At 51.1% G+C, this 18,082-nt stretch carries 18 protein-coding genes; 9 read left to right on the top strand and 9 right to left on the bottom strand.

Translation table 11 applies throughout. The features are described from left to right. Window positions 1–11: 11 nt before the first annotated feature. The gene (gene xseA, locus NOC_RS03375) at window positions 12–1,370 is read left to right on the top strand and encodes an exodeoxyribonuclease VII large subunit (protein WP_002812568.1); all 1,359 of its coding nucleotides are present in this window, start codon (window positions 12–14) and stop codon (window positions 1,368–1,370) included. A gap of 386 nt (window positions 1,371–1,756) precedes the next feature. Here xseA and NOC_RS18320 read toward each other — a convergent pair whose 3' ends face one another. The 8 genes from NOC_RS18320 to NOC_RS03330 all read right to left on the bottom strand — a co-directional run bounded on the left by NOC_RS18320 (window position 1,757) and on the right by NOC_RS03330 (window position 7,689). Beyond that, on the bottom strand, window positions 1,757–1,888 hold the full coding sequence (locus NOC_RS18320; RefSeq protein ID WP_013221350.1) for a hypothetical protein: 132 nt from the start codon (window positions 1,886–1,888) through the stop codon (window positions 1,757–1,759). Window positions 1,889–2,162: 274 nt separating this feature from the next. Next, entirely contained in the window at window positions 2,163–3,449 is a 1,287-nt protein-coding gene (locus tag NOC_RS03360; protein ID WP_011330405.1) for a tetratricopeptide repeat protein, read from the bottom strand. Between the two features lie 14 nt (window positions 3,450–3,463). After that, window positions 3,464–4,117 carry an energy transducer TonB gene (locus NOC_RS03355; RefSeq protein ID WP_002812973.1) on the bottom strand — a complete coding sequence of 218 codons (654 nt, stop codon included), beginning with the start codon at window positions 4,115–4,117 and terminating at the stop codon, window positions 3,464–3,466. Next, window positions 4,114–4,524 carry an ExbD/TolR family protein gene (locus NOC_RS03350; RefSeq protein ID WP_002812591.1) on the bottom strand — a complete coding sequence of 137 codons (411 nt, stop codon included), beginning with the start codon at window positions 4,522–4,524 and terminating at the stop codon, window positions 4,114–4,116. The genes NOC_RS03355 and NOC_RS03350 overlap by 4 nt, the downstream gene beginning before the upstream one ends. Before the next feature lie 5 nt (window positions 4,525–4,529). After that, window positions 4,530–5,054, bottom strand: a complete 525-nt coding sequence (locus tag NOC_RS03345) for a MotA/TolQ/ExbB proton channel family protein (RefSeq protein WP_002812106.1) — start codon at window positions 5,052–5,054, stop codon at window positions 4,530–4,532. After that, window positions 5,038–6,474, bottom strand: coding sequence for a MotA/TolQ/ExbB proton channel family protein (locus tag NOC_RS03340; protein WP_002814267.1), 1,437 nt, complete (start codon window positions 6,472–6,474; stop codon window positions 5,038–5,040). Before NOC_RS03340 ends, NOC_RS03345 begins: the two co-directional genes overlap by 17 nt. Further along, entirely contained in the window at window positions 6,474–7,247 is a 774-nt protein-coding gene (locus NOC_RS03335; RefSeq protein WP_011330404.1) for a DUF3450 domain-containing protein, read from the bottom strand. Before NOC_RS03335 ends, NOC_RS03340 begins: the two co-directional genes overlap by 1 nt. A 277-nt stretch (window positions 7,248–7,524) precedes the next feature. After that, a complete protein-coding gene (locus tag NOC_RS03330; RefSeq protein WP_002812546.1) occupies window positions 7,525–7,689 on the bottom strand; it encodes a rubredoxin in 165 nt (54 codons plus the stop codon). Window positions 7,690–7,840: 151 nt separating this feature from the next. Here NOC_RS03330 and thiE point away from each other — a divergent pair, with 151 nt between their 5' ends. From thiE to NOC_RS03295, 7 genes are all read left to right on the top strand, one after another. Next, window positions 7,841–8,494, top strand: coding sequence for a thiamine phosphate synthase (thiE, locus tag NOC_RS03325; protein ID WP_002813226.1), 654 nt, complete (start codon window positions 7,841–7,843; stop codon window positions 8,492–8,494). Between the two features lie 37 nt (window positions 8,495–8,531). Next, window positions 8,532–9,395 carry a thioredoxin gene (trxA, locus tag NOC_RS03320; RefSeq protein ID WP_002813212.1) on the top strand — a complete coding sequence of 288 codons (864 nt, stop codon included), beginning with the start codon at window positions 8,532–8,534 and terminating at the stop codon, window positions 9,393–9,395. A 60-nt stretch (window positions 9,396–9,455) separates the two neighbouring features. Further along, entirely contained in the window at window positions 9,456–11,162 is a 1,707-nt protein-coding gene (locus NOC_RS03315; protein WP_002812559.1) for a mechanosensitive ion channel family protein, read from the top strand. A 15-nt stretch (window positions 11,163–11,177) separates the two neighbouring features. Further along, the gene (locus NOC_RS03310; RefSeq protein ID WP_002813719.1) at window positions 11,178–11,507 is read left to right on the top strand and encodes a DMT family transporter; all 330 of its coding nucleotides are present in this window, start codon (window positions 11,178–11,180) and stop codon (window positions 11,505–11,507) included. Between the two features lie 168 nt (window positions 11,508–11,675). Continuing rightward, window positions 11,676–12,968: a glutamate-1-semialdehyde 2,1-aminomutase gene (gene hemL / locus NOC_RS03305; protein WP_002813233.1), complete on the top strand. Its 1,293-nt coding sequence runs from the start codon at window positions 11,676–11,678 to the stop codon at window positions 12,966–12,968. Window positions 12,969–13,060: 92 nt separating this feature from the next. Then, on the top strand, window positions 13,061–15,214 hold the full coding sequence (gene uvrD / locus NOC_RS03300; protein WP_002812685.1) for a DNA helicase II: 2,154 nt from the start codon (window positions 13,061–13,063) through the stop codon (window positions 15,212–15,214). Window positions 15,215–15,302: 88 nt separating this feature from the next. Further along, window positions 15,303–16,397, top strand: a complete 1,095-nt coding sequence (locus tag NOC_RS03295; RefSeq protein ID WP_002813983.1) for a TRAP transporter substrate-binding protein — start codon at window positions 15,303–15,305, stop codon at window positions 16,395–16,397. A gap of 44 nt (window positions 16,398–16,441) precedes the next feature. On the opposite strand, the gene NOC_RS03290 is transcribed toward NOC_RS03295, so the two are convergent. Next, window positions 16,442–16,993: a tetratricopeptide repeat protein gene (locus NOC_RS03290; RefSeq protein ID WP_244860019.1), complete on the bottom strand. Its 552-nt coding sequence runs from the start codon at window positions 16,991–16,993 to the stop codon at window positions 16,442–16,444. A 184-nt stretch (window positions 16,994–17,177) separates the two neighbouring features. Between NOC_RS03290 and NOC_RS03285 the strand changes: the two genes are divergently transcribed. Continuing rightward, window positions 17,178–17,984 (top strand): hypothetical protein, encoded by an 807-nt coding sequence (locus NOC_RS03285; protein WP_002813789.1) that lies wholly within the window; start codon window positions 17,178–17,180, stop codon window positions 17,982–17,984. Window positions 17,985–18,082 lie beyond the last annotated feature (98 nt).

Here is an 18,082-nt window from a genome sequence, read left to right as displayed (position 1 = left end):
ATTATAAAAGTATGGAAAGCCCCTCCCACAATCTAAATCCCACCCGGGAAATCTACACCATATCACGCTTAACACGCGAAGCTCGCCACATCCTGGAAGGCAGTTTTCCCCTGCTCTGGATCGAAGGGGAAATATCCAATTTATCGCGCCCTTCTTCCGGGCATTTCTACTTTACGCTTAAGGATAAAATAGCGCAGATACGCTGCGCCATGTTCCGTAACCGTAACCGTTTATTGGGGTTTTCCCTTGAGGAGGGAACGCAAGTCCTAGCCCGGGTCCAAGTAGGACTCTACGAAGCCCGGGGCGAGTTCCAATTAATCGTCGAATACCTGGAGGAAGCGGGAGATGGGGCTTTACGCCGGGCCTTTGAAGCACTCAAGCAACGCCTCTCCGCTGAGGGGCTATTCGCTGCGGCCCATAAACGCTCCCTGCCTATCTTGCCGCAGCGGATTGGAATTATTACTTCACCCTCGGGGGCTGCTATCCGGGATATTCTCAGCGTCCTTAAACGGCGTTTTCCTGCTGTTCCAGTACTTATTTACCCCACCCCCGTCCAGGGGGAAGGAGCCTTCCAAAGAATTGCCGCGGCAATTGCCAAGGCTGAACAACACCGCGCTTGCGATCTGCTAATCCTGGCCCGGGGCGGAGGTTCCCTAGAAGATCTCTGGGCCTTTAACGAAGAAGCGCTAGCCCGCGTCATCTACCATTGCCCTCTCCCGATTATCTGTGGTGTCGGTCATGAAATAGACTTCACCATCGCCGATTTTACTGCCGATCAACGGGCGCCTACGCCCTCGGCAGCAGCCGAAATGGCGGTTCCTGATAGCCGTGAATGGTATCGAAATTTCCTAAACCTTGAACAACGGTTAAAGCTTCTATTTCAGCAGCATTTGCGCCACCGGCGGCAGTTGCTGGAAAACCTAACCAAACGTCTCCGTCACCCCCATATCCGGCTACAAGAAGGAATCCAGCAGGTTGATGAGTTAGAGCAACGCCTCGAGCGGGCCTGGACTCACCTGAACAGAGAGCGGTTCCATCAGCTAGGCGGGCTGTCGATCCAGTTACAAAGATTAAATCCAGCACAGCATTTAAAAGCCTACCACTTGCGCTTAAGGGAACTTAACCGGCGTCTCCCTACTTGCCAGCAACAGCGCCTGGGGCAGCAGCAGATGCGGCTTGAGATGGTCCAGCGGGCCCTCCATGCGGTCAGCCCCCAAGCAACCTTGGAGAGGGGGTATGCCATTGTTACCGGACCCAAGGGAATCGTGCTACGTAAAGCCAGCCAAGTACAACCTGGAGCAAAAATCGAGGCCAGACTTGCAGAGGGTCATATTCGTGGTGAAGTAACAGAAATTCTGGATAAACCTTAGAAGCCGTTTTAAAAACGGCCCTTAGCATAGGCTGCCGCGAGGTACTTTTGTAAGGAGTAGGGGGGATGGCCCCGTGGAAAATCGTAAAGAGAGGGAGCCTAGTTTGAAATTCTAGACTCCCTGTTAGCTTAAGAAAGTTCTCCTAAGAGAGCTGACACTCTCCGCCCGATGGGCGGAGGTTCTTGGGTCGCCCCAGGAACCTTCCTGCTTCAACGCGCCTTCCCTAGACATCGGCGCTGGCCGCTGCCCCCGTTCCGGTCGCTCCACAGGCTAACCCCGCCCGTCCGGCAGTTTAAAATGGATTTTACGATGATGCCCATAGCTCTGCAAGGCGCTTATATCACCGCCCCCATTGGGCGATCCTTTACGCGCTATTTGGTAACATCCTAACGGTTAAGCTGCTCCAAAAAAGTTGTTTCATCTGGCGCCATATCTGACTTTGGCAGATCGCATCCCGCTACTCCCAGCATAAAGGCCAGGGTACATAGCAATAGCAGGCAACGGCTCGTTAGTTTCATAAATTTTTTCTCCTTTGATATTTACATCAGCTAGAAGCACTTCCTGCAAATCCAAACTGGCATGAGCTTCCTGCGACCCAACGTAAAAATGATCTCCGCCCTCTAGGGCAGGAAAAATTTCATGACTCCCCGTCATATTATTTTTAATTCCCTTAAATCAATATATAAGCAAAATTCTGGCAGAAAGCAAGCCCTCTTAGCCCATAAACCTTTTCCCTAAAGCATTCACGAAGTTAAGGGAACAAGGAATAAGTTTCCAAGCAAAGAGAATAACTTAACCTTTGCCGTCAGCTCCCTGCTTCCGGACTACCTGTAAATGCTTTAACCATTGGGCGGCCTGTTTGCTATAAGCTGAGGAAGCCTGAATTAACTTTAACGCCTGAATAGCTTCTGCAAAGTGCCCCTGCTCATATCTCGCCTGACTCAAGAAAAAACGGGCTTGCCCAGGATCATCCAGTCCCCCTTTGCGCAAACTTTGCGCAAAGGCTTTCTCTGCTTGCTTCCAGTCTTGCAGCTCGATGAGAACCTGACCGCGGCGAAGGGCCATTTTGCCATCCTGCCTCAACCGCCCTGCCTCCTTAAAAGCAGCAGCGGCGCGTTCCCATTCCCGGGCGGCGAGCCAGGCATCGGCAAGAAATTCCCAATGCTTGCTGCTTGTTTGAATAGTTTCATCCCTTAAACCCTGCTGCAAAACTTGCGCGGCTTTATAGGGAATATGGAGGTAACGATAAAGATTAGCAAGGTGAATGAGGCTTTTACTATCAAGAGGCTCCATATGTGCTACTAGCGCTTCCACGGCTAAGGCCCGATGCTCTTTATTCATCTCCATGTACACCGCTCCCAGCTGCTTCCAATACTGCTCCTTGTTAGGGAAGTGGCCTATCAAGGTTTCTAATATTTGGGCCGCCTGGGAATATTGCTTCAACTCTAAACGGGCGGCAAGGTGCAGTTGATACCACTCCTCTTGCGGCGCTTGGGCAAGCTCAATGGCTACCTCAATATGAGGAATGACTTCGGCATACCGCTTCAGATGGTAGTAGGCACTAGCAGCCAATACATGGGCTTCCGCCGGGGGAGATTCCGCAGCCTTAAACCATGCCTCTAGCAACTGGAGAGCTTTTCCATACTGCTCCGTAGCCATGTAAAGCTGCGCCAGACCATAACGCAAATCATGAGTGACCCGGGCAGGCAGCGCATCTAGGGCTAGGCTAGCTTTAAATGCCTGGATCGCCTTGGGATATTTTTCTAAAGAAGAATACACATAGCCGAGGGTTTGGAGCACAACCGCCTGCTCGTAAGCCTTACCATTCACCTCGTCTTGTAGTGCGGTGAGTTGTTTAAGGGCAGATGTATACTGCTGCTTGTCCATGAGCTTATGGACAGCGCTCAGGGATTCATAGGTAGAAGGGGTCAGAAGGTACTGCTCAGCCGCTTGGGCATTCACCAATAATCCTCCCCCTAAGAGCAATACCTTTGCTAGCATAAAAAGCGGTAACCGCCTAGCCCATATTCCCACAAGCGTACGGCCGTGCCCTCTTAAGCACTGAAAAAAACCTTCCACGCTTTGCAACTCCCTCATCTTGCCAGGTTAAACTCAATTTCCTGCGTGGCTCGTTGCTCTACCAATTGTCCCTCTATCTGTTTAGGCTTGAACTTCCAGCGCTTAATGGCCTGCAGGGCAGCCTGCTCAAAAATACCTGAGGGATGGGATTCAATCACCTTCGGATCCCGGACCGAGCCCTCCTTCGTAATAATAAACGCAACGGTGACTGATCCCTCCAGGCCGCGGCGAGCCGCACGCCGTGGGTATTGAGGAGAAATCCTTACCAGAGGAAGCAGATCGCCCTCGCCCGCTGGCACGATGCCGGACCCTAAAGACGTTCCCGGCGTTTGTCCATAGTCCCCTAAATAGGGGCCATCGCTCTTAAGACTAAGAGGAAGTTCAATATGGGGAGTTACCTTGGCTAAAGCCGACGGCTTAGGCTGAGGCGCTTGAGGCCGAGGCATCATCATGGATGGGGGTTCTTCTGGTGGCGGGGGCTTTTTAGGCAGTTGGCGCTCCTTAGGTTCGGGGGGCGCCGACTCGCGCTTTAAGCGCACAAAATCCACCATGGTTGCTGTTTCGATCCCTTCCGGACCCCGTTGCTGCCCGGCCGCCATAAACGACATAAGCAAAAACAATCCCAGATTGACCAGCCCGGCAATAGCGATAGCAATTAAGAATCTCACTGATCTTTAGCAGCAGCGATAGAGACGTCCGTCACCCCAGCCAACCTGGCCTGATCCATCACATTGATCACCAGCCCGGTTTTGGAATCCTCATCGGCGACGATAACCACGGCCCCCTCCGGGTTCTCGGCATACAAGCGTTCCACATTGGCCCGCACCGCACGAATATCGATCTGCCGCTGATCCATCCAGATCTCATCATTAGCGCGGATGGCAATAAGAATATTACTCCGTTCCTTGCGTACCGCTGTCTCTGCTGAAGGCCGATTGACCTCAACCCCCGTTTCCTTCACGAAGGAAGTGGTCACAATAAAAAAAATCAACAGAATAAACACCATATCAATCAAAGGAGTAAGATTGATATTCACTGCCGATCCGCTTTGGCGTTGGCTATACTGTTCTCTCATCGTTTCTATTCCCGGCGCAGCGAGTCTCTAGTGTGCTGAATAGCCCGCTGGGCCCGGTGCTCCAGGTTAGCGCTAAAATAAAGTCCCGACAGAGCGGTCACCAAACCGGCCATCGTTGTGATCAAGGCAATAGAAATACCTCCCGCAAACCCGCGAGCATTACCCGTACCAAAGACTGTCATTACATCAAAAACCTGAATCATCCCCATCACCGTACCTAATAAACCCAGCATGGGCAGCACCGCCGCCAAAGTCTTTATGGGCAGGAGGAACCGGTGCAGGCTAGCGGAGATCTCGGCAACCATTCCTTCCCGAATGCGCTGGGCATACCAGGACTGACGATCTTGCCGTTGCTGCCATTGCTTGAGAAATTGCTGCAAACGCGCAGGATAAATCAAAAGTAAAAAATAATACCGTTCAACAATCAACGCCCACATTAATAAAGAGGCCATAAGAATGAGCCACAAAACAATACCGCCCTTCTCCAGCAATAGCTCAATGCGGAATAAGCTCTCAGACAGCACTCCCATCCCTTTTCTCCAGTAGCCCCTGTTTTTCTTCCGCCAACCGGGCAACAATAGCCGCGCTTTCCTCATCCAGCACTTGTACTAGCCGATTACTCTTACTGGAAAGACTGCTATGAATCAGTAACACGGGAATAGCCACTGCCAGCCCTAATTCCGTTGTCACTAACGCTTGGGAAATACCTCCGGACATCAACTTGGGATCACCCGTTCCAAACAGTGTAATCGACTGGAAAGTTTCAATCATGCCCGTGACCGTCCCCAAAAGGCCCAAAAGCGGCGCAATAGCCGCAAGGATTGCTAAAACCGGCAACCCTCGCTCAATACTTGGAATCTCTCTTAGAATAGCTTCATCCAGCTTGAGACTCAGGGTTTCTACATCCTCTCTGCCACCGGTATAGACCCCTAGTATCCGGCCTAGAGGGTTATTTTCACTAGGCGTTTTTTGCTGGCGCTGGCGGTCAATGCGCCGCCCGATAATCAGGAGGGAAATAAACCGTTGCAGGGCAATCAGCAGAGCAATCACCCCGAGACCCAGTATTAAATAGCCAATCCATCCGCCCTGCTGGATTCGCTCTAGCAAGCTGGGATTCCGCACCAACAGAGAAAGGATAGCGCCCCGGCTCGGGTCCACCGCCATAGGCACAACCTCGCCGCTTTCCGCCCTCTCGAACTCAGCCGCGGCCTCAAGAAAGCGGGAGGGGGGCTGCCGGTTGAGTTCCACCAGCCCAGCAACAGGCTCGGCAAGATAGCGCAGGTATTTACCCTCAGAAACAGCGGTAAAGGCCCCTATCCGGGAAACTTCCCGTTTTTCAACTGCCCCGCCCGCCGTGATCACGGGAGCCGAAAAAGTGACGACTTTCCCCGATTCCGTCATCTGCTCCTGCAAACTCAGCCACAATTGACGCAGTTCACCGATAGTCGGTAATGCCTTGTGCGCCACAATGGCTGACAACTCCTCGGCACGTCCAGGAAGTTGAGCTGATACGAGAGAATTATTAATAATTTGCAGGAGGTCATTGGTTGCTTGCCGGGCTACCCCGAATAGCTCTCCCAGGGAGGCAGAATGCTCCTTGAGCTGGGCCTCCCTTGATGCCAAAGCTTTTTCATTTTGTTCAAAAGCTTGCCTCAGTTTTTCTTCTCGTTGCTCGGCGGCCTGAAGGTCTGCTTTTGCCTTTGCTAGCAGTTCCTTTTGTTGGTTGCGGGCAGCGAGAAAGCGTGCTTCCCGCTTCGCATTTAACTTGCGATCTTGAAGGCTGTCCTGGCGGACCTGTTCTAAGAGCTGATCCAACGTTTTCGGCGCCTGAGCACCCCAAGAATTTAGCGGAGTCCACCATGCGATCAGGCCAAGGAGAAATATTAAACCTTTCACCCCCAGAAATACCTGCTTGCCCTTATGCAGGGCATAAAACTTGGCCGTTACCACTATCTAGCCTCCGGCGCTTGAATAGGGAGCAGTAATAGATCCGGCGGGGCCTGCTTGCGGGCAATGAGGAGACCCTCAGCTATGGCAGCCCGGTAGTGATCGGGCAAAACCACCCAGCTTTGCCCATGAGCATTCCAGCGCCCAGAAGTCTTGCCGTCCAGGGTGTAAAAAAACAGGGCCGTGCGCCCAACCCGGAGAAAATCCACCGTATGAGGCTTTCCATCCATATCCAAAGTTCCCCGGTAGGCTTCAATGGTCCGCCCATATTCCACTTCTACTTGATAGGCTTCTATAAGGCGCCGGTATTTCTCCGACAAGCTTACGTCCGCTCGATCCATAAGAATCTGAAGCTGCTCGATACGAGTCTGGCGCTCTCGCGGAAGAAAAGGAATATCCAATGCCACAAATTGCTTCAAGGATGAAACCATGCGCAGCATCAAAGGTACAATTTCCCGCTGGGTAATTTCAATATCGGTAAGCTGTTGTTGCAGAGAAGCAAACTCTTCCTTTTGAGAGCGAATTAAGTTCTCCAGTTGGCGGTTATAGGTACGGAAACTGTCAAGCTGGGTTGTCACCTGGCGATATTCCGCCAAAAGCTCCGCCGTCTCCTCGGACAAGGCATCGATTTTGCGCTGTGATCTCGCGGCCGCCTGATCTGCCTTGACCTGAGCATCGATAGCGCTCTCCAATGGAGCCCCTATCCCCTGCATGGTAGCCCCCATAACAAAGGTCAACACTATATAGAGGCTTAATTTGACTAACTTCTGAGGCATAAATTTTCTTCAACTCTCGAATAAACAAACCTCTTTACTGTCCTGCAAAGATTCGCAAAAAAGCGCTACAGCATTCTGGGTCCACTAACGGCGAAAAAACACCATTCCAAAAACCCGGATTCTAAAGATAATTTCTTCCTTGACAAAGGGGGGCATATAATAATTTAAATACAAATTATTCTCAATAAATTTATGAGAGAATCCTTTACTAAAGCCTCATATCGCCCATGGCACCCATACCAACCGCTGCTATTCTCCGATTTGGCCCCTAAAAATTCTAAATCTCCACCATTTCAAAATCGTCCTTACCCGCGCCACAATCGGGGCAAAGCCAAGTTTCAGGAACATCTTCCCATTTGGTGCCGGGGGCAATGCCATCCTCGGGCCAGCCTTCCGCCTCATCATAAATAAAGCCACAAATAATACACATATAGCGCTTCATAAGCCGTTCACTCAACCTATTATTATGAAATCCATGGGGTGCGATGAGGCGGATTCTCGCATGTTTTTTCAGCAGGGGAAAATCGCATCTCAGCTAGGAGATTGATAAACTTTCTATATTAATTTATATCATTAGTTATCCACGCATACCCATGAGCAGTTCCATTCGCGGCCTTTATGCCATTGCTGACACCCACCTATTACCCCGTCAAGATTTGGGTAATGCCGTTGCCCTAGCATTACAGGGTGGCGCCTCTCTAATCCAATATCGGGACAAAAGCCAAGAGATAACGCGGCGCTATAAAGAGGCCGAGTCCTTGCAGCGAATCTGCCACCAATATCAGGCGCCGCTGATTATTAATGACGATGCTTTGCTTGCCGCTGAAATTGGCGCAGAGGGTGTTCACCTGGGACAAGATGATTCTTCTATTACTTCAGCCCGAAAGATCCTGGGCGCCAAAGCGATTATTGGCATCTCCTGCTATAATGACTTGGCGCGGGCGATTGCGGCGGAACAAGCCGGCGCTGATTATGTGGCCTTCGGTCGTTTATTTCCATCCATCACTAAACCAGAACCCATTTGGGCTTCCCTGGCGTTGCTGAGAGAAGCTCGAAAGAATTTAAACCTGCCGATTGTAGCCATTGGCGGCATCACGCCAGAAAACGCACTGCAAGTTATCGAAGCGGGCGCCAGCGCGGTGGCTGTAATCGGTGGACTCTTCAAAAGCAGGGATATCCGTGCGGCAGCGGCTGCCTACCGGCAACATTTCCCAAGCTGGAATTTGCCTAAACCCCGTCTTTTTTAACCTTTTCCGTAATGTCTTGAACACTCCAAATTTAACAATGAGCGAAAACAATTATATTCTTGATATCACTGAAGCCAACTTTGCCGAACAGGTTCTGACAAAATCCTACCAAACCCCTGTTCTTGTGGATTTCTGGGCGGCTTGGTGTCAGCCTTGCCAAATGCTCATGCCTCTTTTAAAGCAGTTAGCCGAAAGCTACCAGGGCCAATTTTGGCTGGCCAAGGTAAATGCCGACGAAGCGCAAAGCTTAACGCATCAGTACGGAGTGCGCGGCCTGCCCACTTTGAAACTATTCCGCCATAGCGAAGTCGTTGAAGAATTGGTGGGTGTCCAACCGGAATCGGCTATCCGCGCTGCCATTGATCGACATCTCATCCGCGAATCCGATCTGCTGTTGGAGCAGGCTCAAACAGCACGGGCAACTGGACAAGAAGAGCGGAGCCTTGAGCTCTTGCATAGGGCTGCGGAAATAGACCCGAAAAACCACCGCATCTCTCTAACCCTAGCAGAAACCCTCCTCAAACAAGGAGAAATAGCAGAAGCCGAACAAATTCTAACGACACTACCCCGCGAAATACGGGAGGAAGAACCCGCAAGCGGCCTACTGGCGCAAATCGAATTTACTGCCTTTGCCAGCCGTGCTCCAGATATCGCGCTTCTAAAGCAGCGCCTCAAAACAAATCCGGAGGATTCCGAGGCCCGTTATCTCCTTGGCGTACAGCAAGCGTTTTCTAGGGATTACCAGGGCGCCTTGGAACAATTCCTGGATCTGCTCAAACGGGATCCCAAATATGGAGATAGCGCTGCCCGCAAAGCTCTGCTAGCCGTGTTTAGCATTCTCGGTTCTGATCATGAACTCGTTCCCCTTTATCGGCGGCAAATGTTTCGTTGTCTGCACTAAACCAAACGAAAATTTCCCCGCATAAGTCAAAATCTAAGATAATTAAAGAGAGGTTTTTCAATGGCGAATTGGCGCGCCTTATTGCTTTTTTTAGCTATTTTCATCGCCGGAAATACCCACGCCGAAGAAACGTTAACACCGCAAGAAAACACCACAAAAAATTCAGCTTCGCCAACGATAACGGCGGTTAAACCCAATCCTGTTCCAGGAGCCCAACAACGGCAATGGATTAAGCTAATCGGAGAAGGCTTTAACGCAAAGTCAAAAGTCATGTTGCGCCTTAGAGAGCGAATTTTCCCTATCCCCCCCGAACGAACTCGGTTCATAAGCAGCAAAATATTGGAGATCTATGTCAATGTTTCCACGGGGCCCGCTACCTGGCAGGCACAAGTGAGCAACTCGGAAGGACAAAAGACTAAGCCCTTTAGCTTTGAGGTCAAGCCGCCGGCTGCCATTGCCTCACAACCACAAGAAGTAGAGGAACGAGGAAGAAAAGCCGAGGTAGAGGCCCTAGAAAAAAAAGCAGAAGAGACTGATAAAAAAATAGAACAGGTGAAAGAAACCGCTGAGGCGGCCAAGCTGGAGGCGGCGCAAACCGCCCTCAAAAAAGCCACGGTGCAACAGCAAGTGGAAAAAACAGCACAGGCAGCCAGGGCAGCCCAACAGCAACTAGAAGCCGCCAAGGCTAAAGCCCAAGCCACGGGGGATGCAGCTGACCAAAAAGAAGTTGAAAAATTAGCGGAAGAAGCGGAAAAACGTAAACAGGCGACTGCCGCCGAAGAAAGCAGGCTTGCCGCTATCGAAGCTAAAGAGCAAGCCGCGAAAGAAAAAACGACTGCTACGGAAACTGAAATTGAAAAACTTCAACAAGAGTTTGCAGAATTAAGAAAGCAGCGGGCAGCAAAGCGGACTTTCCTAGAGCAAGCCACAACCGCAGCCTGGATTATTTTAGCGGGCTTTATTATTTGGTTTATAAAGAGACTCGCCGTCAATAAATTTGAAAGCGTAACAGTTAAAAGAGAGGAAGTCCGGGAAGGCAGCGCCAGACTAAGAACCCTGGTGCTATTACTCAATTGGCTTGGCACCATTCTAATTGTGCTCACTGTGAGCTATCTTGTCCTGGATGAATTCGGCATTAATATGGCACCGATTTTAGCCAGTGTAGGAATCGTGGGCCTCGCCCTGGGCTTTGGTGGACAATATCTGATTCGAGATATCATCAACGGTATTTTTATTCTGATAGAAGGACAATACAGCATTAATGACATCATTCAGATTGACGAATTTTCGGGGGTTGTGGAGGTGGTGAATCTGCGCCATACCCAATTACGGGATCTGGACGGTCGAGCTATCTATATCCCCAACGGTGAAATTAAGAAAGTCGTTAATTTCACCAAGGGTTATGGGCAGATGGTGCTTGATATCGGCGTCGCCTACAAAGAAAATGTCGACCATGTCATGGAGGTGATGAAAAAAGTTGTAGAAGAGATGCGGCAAATTCCAATGTGCGCCAGGTTTATTAAAGATTTTGAAATGTTTGGGGTGGAAAAATTTGGAGAATCAGAAATCATTATTCGTTGTCGTTTTAAAACTAGAGCCGGTAAACAATGGGAAATCGCTCGAGAATACCGGCGGCGGCTGAAAAACCGTTTCGATGAACTGGGGATTGAGATTCCATTTCCCCAGCGAACATTAAATTGGAAAACGCCTTCTCAAAGCCGACAAACTGAAGAAACTGAACACACCAAAAGTGCTACCTATAACTAACAAAAGCTTTTAATAATGCAGTGGATTTTTTTGTCACTAGCTATCCTGGCGGAAGTGATTGCCACATCGTCCCTGAAGGCTGCGGCTGGATTCACCCGGCTCGGGCCATCACTGGCCGTTATTCTCGGCTACGGCGCAGCCTTTTATTTTCTATCGCTTACCCTGCGCACCCTCCCTGTGGGGGTTGCTTATGCGGTTTGGTCAGGGGTTGGCGTAGCCTTAATCACTTTGGTTGCATGGCTTTTTTATGGGCAGACTCTAGATACACCCGCACTCCTTGGACTCGCGCTCATCATAGCAGGCGTAGTGGTACTCAATGTTTTTTCAAAATCCATTGCCCCTTAACGGGGGGCCCGCGCAACAGGCACCTTATTGGCTGGTGAAGAAGTCTAGCCTCACCTTATGATTATGATATATTGCCCCTGGAAAATAAAAAGCGCCCTTAGCCATTTCGAGTGCACAAAATACCCATTTTTTACCTAACGCCGTGGTACAAATAGCAGAGGTTTTCTCATGACCCAGATCCATTCAGATAACTTATTTCGACGGGCCCAAGCTCATATTCCCGGCGGGGTCAATTCTCCCGTGCGTGCCTTCAAGGGCGTCGGCGGCGAACCCGTGTTTTTCGTCCGCGGCGAGGGTGCTTATCTCTATGATGTGGACGATAACCGTTATATCGACTACGTCAACTCCTGGGGTCCTTTGATTGTCGGTCATACCCATCCGGAAGTGGTTGCGGCGGTCCAGGAAGCGGCAGCCCAGGGACTGGGCTTTGGCGCTCCGACCGCCACTGAAATCGAAATGGCTGAAACTCTGTGCCGTCTCGTCCCTAGCATGGATCTGGTCCGCATGGTCAGCTCAGGCACGGAAGCCACCATGAGCGCTATCCGGCTCGCCCGTGGTTTTACCGGGCGGGACAAGATATTAAAGTTTGAGGGTTGCTATCACGGTCACGCCGACTCTCTGCTGGTGAAAGCCGGCTCAGGCGCCCTGACCCTCGGGGTACCCACATCACCCGGCATTCCCCTGGCGGTAGCCGAACATACGCTGACCGTCAGCTACAATAACCTGGGGGAGGTCCAGGAAATTTTTAACCATTTTGGCGAGCAAATTGCGGCCATCATTGTCGAGCCTGTTGCTGGGAATATGAATTGCGTCCCACCTGTTCCAGGTTTTTTAGAGGGATTACGGACTATCTGCGATGACTACGGCAGTGTCCTTATCTTTGATGAGGTCATGACCGGTTTTCGGGTCGCCCTGGGAGGCGGTCAGGCATTTTATGATGTCACCCCGGATTTAACCACCCTAGGCAAGGTAGTGGGTGGCGGCTTGCCGGTGGGCGCCTTTGGTGGCCGCCAAAAAATTATGGAGATGATTGCCCCCCTAGGCCCCGTCTATCAAGCCGGTACCCTCTCTGGCAACCCAGTGGCCATGGCGGCTGGATTGGCCACTCTCAAACTGATTCAGGCCCCTGGGTTTTACGAGCATTTATCCCGCCAAACCCAAAAATTGGTTAATGGTATCCTAGGCCGAGCCCGTGATGCGGATATTCCCATGACGGCCAATCAGGTGGGAGGTATGTTTGGCCTCTTCTTCACTGGAGAGGAAGAAATCACCTGCTACGAACAAGCAACCAACTGCCATCTAGATCGTTTTAAATCCTTCTACCATGGCATGTTGGAACACGGCATTTACTTTGCTCCCTCTGCCTTTGAAGCAGGTTTTGTCTCCAGTGCCCATAACGATGAACACATAGCGGCCACCCTGCAAGCAGCAGAACGGGTGCTGGCTAAACTATCCTCCTAGCAGGCAAAATTATTAGCAAATCCGAGCCTATCCCCCTCCTAAATTAATGCCTATATCCCCTAGTAGAGGCGCAATTTGTTAAAATTGCGCCCATGGATATTTCTTCTTTACTCAACCCACTGAATAAAGCCCAGCGTGAGGCCGCCGCCGCCCCGCCAGGGCACCATTTAGTGCTTGCCGGAGCAGGCAGTGGCAAAACCCGAGTCCTAGTCCATCGAATGGCTTGGCTGATCCGCAGTCAAGGGATTGCTCCTGTAAATCTCCTGGCCGTCACTTTTACCAATAAGGCCGCCGGAGAAATGCGGGGGCGCATCGAGGAATTACTAGAAACGCCTGTGGGTGGCATGTGGGTGGGAACCTTTCATGGCATTGCCCACCGCTTGTTACGGGCCCATTGGCAAGAAGCCCAGCTTCCCCAGGACTTTCAAATTCTGGACTCCGAGGATCAATACCGCTTGATCCGCCGGATTTTGCAGAATCTCAATCTGGATGAAAGCCGCTGGCCGCCACGCCAGGCCCAATGGTTTATCAATAGCCATAAAGATAAAGGGCTCCGCCCCCAGCACCTTGAAGAGGGCACTAATCCCCATGTTCGGCAGCAAATTCGTATCTATCATGATTACCAAAGCCATTGCGAGCGCAGCGGTTTGGTGGACTTTGCCGAGCTTTTGTTGCGGGCTCACGAACTATTGCGGGACCATGCCCATGTACTCCAACACTACCAAAACCGTTTTACCCATGTTTTAGTGGATGAATTCCAAGATACCAACGCCATTCAGTACGCTTGGCTGCGATTATTAGCCGGCCATCAGGGAGAACTCTTTATTGTCGGTGATGACGATCAATCTATCTATGGCTGGCGGGGAGCGCAGATTGAAAATATTCAGCAGCTAAGCCGGGATTTTCCCGCTATACGGACACTTCGCCTGGAACAAAATTACCGCTCAACGGGTGTTATCCTCGCTGCGGCTAATGCAGTCATTGCCAATAATACAGAGCGTTTAGGGAAAAATCTTTGGACGGAGAGCGAAGATGGCGAGCCTATTCAAATCTACCAAGCCTTTAATGAACGGGACGAAGCCCATTTTATAACCGAACGTATCCATGCCTGGAAAGCCCAAGGGGGAATGGGCGCCGATACCGCTGTACTCTACCGCTCCAATGCTCAATCCCGAATAGTAGAAGCCGCCTTGGTCGAGGCAGGAATACCCTATCGGGTCCATGGGGGGCTGCGGTTTTTCGAGCGGGCCGAAATTAAGGATGCCCTGGCTTACCTGCGTTTGGTGACCCATCAAAATGATGATTCCGCCTTCGAGCGAATTGTCAATACCCCGCCACGGGGTATTGGCGAAAGAACGCTCTCCCAAGTCAGGGAACACGCCCGGCAGGCAGGGGTTTCCCTATGGCAGGCCACCGTCCAGCTTGTCGCCCAGCAGCACCTCCCTGGGCGCAGCGCTACCGCTCTGCGGCACTTTCACTCGCTTATGGAGCGCATGGCCACAGATATCATGGGGCTGTCCCTTCCCGCACAAATTGAGAGCGTGCTCGACCATAGTGGTTTGCTCAACCACTATCGCAAAGACCGCGGTGAAAAATCTCAATCACGCCTGGATAACTTGAAAGAGCTCATTAATGCCGCTTCCCAATTTAAACCCGAAGATCCAAGTCTGGAAACACTATCAGAATTTTTAGCCCATGCTGCCCTAGAGTCGGGGGGGACTCAAGCTGAAGGCTGGGAGGACTGCGTGCAATTGATGACTTTGCATGCGGCGAAGGGATTGGAATTCCCCCTAGTATTTATGATCGGCATGGAAGAAGGGCTATTTCCAAGCCCCCAAAGCCGCAATGAACCGGGGCGACTGGAAGAAGAACGCCGCCTCTGCTACGTGGGGATGACTCGAGCTCAGCGCCACCTCTATCTCATTTACGCAACGCGCCGCTGGTTGTATGGTTCGGACAGCTATCCCCAGCCTTCCCGTTTTCTCCATGAGATTCCCACCGAGCTCACCTCCGAGCAGCAGCCCCACATCGATATTATTCATCCCGGCGGTGCTCCCCAGCCTACCGCACCTGTTTCTTCGATAGATGGATTTCGAATCGGCCAACGGGTCAACCACCCCAAGTTTGGCGAGGGAGTCGTATTAAATTTAGAGGGAAAAGACAACCAGAGACGCGTCCAAGTCAATTTTATTCAAGGAGGGGCTAAATGGCTGGTGGTGATCTACGCTAACCTCCAAATCATTTAAAGCCCCTAGCACCATTGGCTGCTTTTCCACTTTCTGGCCTTGGCGCGAATCGAGCACTCAAAATTTGAAGGTAACAGGCATGCTCCGAATGACGAAACGGGTTTCAACATTCCTCTTATTCTTAGTATTGTTCAGCCTTAGCGCCTGCCGCTCCGAACCCCCAAATACCACTATCGAAGGCCCCTCAACCCAAATCATTCGCTGGCGAATGGTGACGACCTGGCCGCCTGGCTTTCCAGTTCTCCAGGAAGGAGCAGAACGCTTCGCCCACAATATCAAAACCATGAGCGGAGGACGGCTTAACATCAAAGTCTTTGCTGGCGGGGAATTAATTCCACCACTGCAAACCTTTGAAGCGGTTTCCCAGGGAGCGGTGCATATGGGCCATGGGTCGGCCTATTACTGGGCTGGCCGGATTCCCGCCGCGCAATTTTTCTCCACCGTCCCCTTTGGTATGACGGTCAAGGGCATGAATACCTGGCTTTATGAGGGTGGCGGACTGAAGCTGTGGCGGGAAATTTACGCCCCCTACCATGTTATTCCCTTTCCACTCGGCAATACCGGGGTCCAAATGGGCGGCTGGTTTAACAAGAAAATTAAATCCACCGAAGATTTGGAAGGTCTCAAAATGCGTATTCCCGGTCTCGGTGGCAAGGTTTTCGCCAAGGCTGGCGGCAATCCTGTGCTCCTAGCAGGGGCGGAAGTCTATACCGCTTTGGAGCGTAATACCATCGATGCCACCGAATGGATCGCCCCCTTCCATGATTTACGCTTGGGCTTGAACCGAGCCGCCCAGTATTACTATTATCCCGGTTGGCATGAACCAGGCGCGGTGCTGGAACTGACTATCAATAAAAAAGCCTGGCAGTCCCTTCCTGAAGATCTCCAAGCTATTATTTCCACAGCCGCCCAAGCTGAAAACTTGCGAATGAGTTCGGAAATGGAAGCGAGGAACGCACAAGCACTGAGGGAGCTGCAAGCACAGACGCACACCAGAATTCTAGCTTTCCCCGATGATGTGCTCACCAAGCTACGCCAGCTTACCCAGCAAATGCTAGCAGAACATGCGGCTAGTGACCCCCAATTTAAGCAAGTCTATGAAGCTTACAGTGCTTTTCGGGAAAAATTTAGTACCTGGGATGCTATTTCAGAGCGCGCCTATCAGCGTGCGTTGGAGAAATAACGCTTTTCCGGACCAAAACTTGGCAAGCTCCTGAATATTACCCTTTAATAATGGTGCCAACCACCCCTCCGCCAATAGAACCGGTAAGGGTAATTGTAATACCAACGGCGGTAGAATAGTGGCCGCCAGCGGTTACGCCATTTGAAATAGGCATCTTCCGCCTGCCGGGCCTCTCTTGCCTCCGCCAAAAGCGTTTGCGCCTCTTCATTACCACGACCCGCCGCGATAGTCAGCCATTTTTCGGCCTCGCGGGGATCCGGGCCTAACTCTTCAAGACCCGTTAAATAGAGCTGTCCCAAGGCCACTTGAGCATCGAGATTGCCCCTTTCCGCCGCGCTGCGCATCCATTGGAGTGCACGGTAGCTATCTTGCGGCACCCCGTCGCCACGGAAAAACCGCAGCCCTAGATCGTATGCAGCCTGGGGATCTTGTTGCGCAAGTGCTTCCAGGGCTGCAATACGCCCCTCTGGGTCTTCATCGGGTACCGTGGCAGAGGGATCGTAGGTAGCGGAATCACTAGGACGATAGGAGCAACCCTTAGAATCACAAACACGTATCATTGCAGCGGGGGGAGCCTGGGTACAGGCTATCAGCATCGCGCAAAATATCAATCCGCATAAGAGCCTCATGCCTAACTTTCGAATGCTTATTTTTTCCATCTCCGGTACAGCTAAATTCCACGTAGATAAAGAATGATACGTCATGATAAAGTTATGCCAATTTATGGCAGCCTCATTATCAATGATCAGCGGAACTTAAATATTAGAGAATAAAAATATTATGACAAATTTTCTTAGATTACAGAAACTACTTTTCTTGGGCTGTAGTTTTTTCCTTGTGGGTTGTGTAACTACCGGAGACCAGCACACGGCAGTATCCGGAGCTGCGGGGGGAGGCGCTAGCGTAGATGCTAACGCCTCTTTAGAACGATGTGAGCAGCCGTTAGGAACACTGGCGGTAGACGATGGTCGAGCGGCGGATTGGTATGGTCGCTTTGGCAGCACCACCCACGTTACCTCCATTGAGCCATTACTCCGGCTTGCAGTGCAACAGTCGAACTGTTTTGTTATTACCACCATAGGCAATCTGCGCACCGATAGCCGCCTAACCCGAGTCACCAATTTACAGCGTAACTCGGGAGAATATCGTGCTGGCTCAAAACAACACAAAGGACAACGGGTAGCTGCCGATTATTACCTGGAACCACAAATTATTATTGATGATTCGTCCCTGGGCCAAGTGGGTGGGGTACTCGGCGGATTAGTTAACAGCACGGTGGGATTACTCGCCGGCGCGCTTGAAACAAAAGCATCGGTCGTAACCCTTTCCTTATATGATATCCGCTCGGCGGTACAAATTTCAGCCTCCGAGGGGAGTTCGACCGCTACCAATTATGGCGCGGCCTTGGGTGCATTTGGAGGAAGCGCGGCAGGTGGCCTGGGTGGCTTTTCAAAAACACCGGAAGGAAAAGCAACTGTCGCTGCTTTTATGGATGCCTACAACGGTATGGTACAAGCCCTGAGAAACTACGAAGCACAAGATGTGAAAGGGGGTTTAGGCCGTGGCGGCACACTCCAGGTTAAGTAACTCAAACAACAATGTTTAGTAATTACGCCGTTGTATTTTTAAGTTACTAAAAATCTGTGGGATTTTATTCTAACTACCTAACGCCTAATTTCTACCAG

Source organism: Nitrosococcus oceani ATCC 19707, assembly GCF_000012805.1.
In the GTDB taxonomy this organism is placed as follows: domain Bacteria; phylum Pseudomonadota; class Gammaproteobacteria; order Nitrosococcales; family Nitrosococcaceae; genus Nitrosococcus; species Nitrosococcus oceani.
The sequence above is the reverse complement of the archived record's forward strand: the minus strand, read 5'-3'. Positions and strand labels throughout refer to the sequence as shown.